This is a genomic window from Pseudonocardia sp. SID8383 (genome assembly GCF_009864975.1).
Taxonomy (GTDB): Bacteria; Actinomycetota; Actinomycetes; order Mycobacteriales; family Pseudonocardiaceae; genus Pseudonocardia; species Pseudonocardia alni.
Genome location: NZ_WWFY01000469.1, coordinates 1 through 1,726 on the forward strand (window position 1 = coordinate 1; position 1,726 = coordinate 1,726).

Sequence of the window (1,726 nt, forward strand, 5' to 3'; positions counted from 1 at the left end):
GGCGGCGACGACCCCGGCGCGGAAGGTGCGCAGCAGCCCGGCGTGCCGGACGTCGCCGACGACGATCGCGCCGCCCGGGGCGAGCAGCGCCGCGGCCCGGGTCAGCACGTCGGTCAGGTACTCCGGGCCCGGGAAGTACTGGGCGACGGAGTTGATCACGATGGTGTCGAAGGGACCGGTGATGCCGTCGAGCTCGTGGGCGGCGGCGGGGGCCAGCTCGACGCGCCCGCGCAGCTCGGGGCGGGTCGCGACCCACCGCGACAGCGCGGCGACGGCCTCGGCGGACACGTCGGTGCCGACGTAGCGGGGACAGTCCGGGGCCAGCTCCGCGAGCAGCAGACCGTTGCCGACGCCGAGCTCCAGGACCCGGCCGGGGCCGAGCTCGCGGATCCGGGCGACGGTGGCGTCGCGCCAGGCCTGCATGTCCGCGCGCGGGATGGGGGTGCCATCGTAGGTGGAGTTCCAGCCGGCGAAGCCGCCCTCGTAGCCGGTGGGGTCGCCGTCGTCGGCGGAGGTGGCGGCGTAGAGCAGCTCGTGGACGTCGCGCCAGTCGGCGACGCGCTCGGCACCGTCGTCGGCGGGGGTGTCCCCGGCGGTCGCGGGGACGACCCACGCGGTGAGACGCCGGTCCCCCGGCGCGGCCTCGTGCACGCCGACGACGGCCTCGGCGACGTGGGGGTGGGCCCGCAGCGCCGACTCGATCTCGCCGGGCTCGATCCGGTAGCCGCGGACCTTGAGCTGGTCGTCGACGCGGCCCAGGAACTCGAGCTCGCCGCGCTCGTCGACGCGCACGAGGTCGCCGGTGCGGTAGAGCCGCCCGCCCGCGGGCCCGAACGGGTCGGCGACGAACCGCTCCGCGGTCAGGCCCGGCTTGTTCAGGTAGCCCCGGGCCAGACCGGGGCCGCCGAGGTAGAGCTCGCCCTGCTCGCCGTCCGGGACCGGAGCCAGGTCGGGGCCCAGCACGTACGCGTCGGTCATCGGGTCGGCGACCCCGATCGGCACCACCGGCCCGGTCCGCGCCGGGTCGCACCGGCCCAGCGTGGAGTTGACGGTGACCTCGGTCGGACCGTAGGCGTTGAACATCGTCCGGCCCCGTGCCCAGCGCGCTACCAGCTCCGGGGACACCCGCTCGGTACCGGCGAGCAGGGTCGCCGGGGGCAGCGTGACGTCCGGGCCCAGCGCGGCGAGCAGCGCGGGCGGGAGCACCATCACCGTCACCGCGTGCTCGTGGGCGTAGTCGGCCAGCTCGGGCACCGGCAGCCGCAGCTCCGAGGGCACCACGACCAGCCGCCCGCCGGAGAGCAGTGCCATGCACAGCTCCCAGAACGCGACGTCGAAGCCGGTCGAGGCGAACCCGAGGATCCGGTCGTCCGCGCCGAGCCCGAGCCGCTCGGTCTGGGTGGCGACGAGCTGGGTGACACCGCTGTGGGTCAGCACGACGCCCTTGGGCCGTCCGGTGGAGCCGGAGGTGTGGATGACGTAGGCGGCGCCGAGGACGTCGACGTCGGGCACCGGGGCGACCGGGGCGGCGGCGATCGCCGCCCGGTCGGCGTCGTCGTCGAGCAGCACGGTCGGGGTCCCGTCGGGCAGCGGCAGCTCGGCGGCGACACCGGCCGTGCTCAGCACGACGGCCGGGCGGGCGTCGTCGAGCACCAGCGTGGTCCGCGCCGGCGGCTGGTCCGGGTCGACCGGCAGGTACGCCGCGCCCGCACGCAGGATCGCCACC

The 1,726-nt window shown here is 76.5% G+C and carries 1 protein-coding gene; it reads right to left on the reverse strand.

The window, feature by feature from the left end; all coding sequences use genetic code 11:
• Positions 1 to 1,726, reverse strand: a 1,726-nt coding sequence (locus GTW08_RS11415) for an amino acid adenylation domain-containing protein (RefSeq protein WP_161151891.1), incomplete at both ends; no start/stop codon positions are given.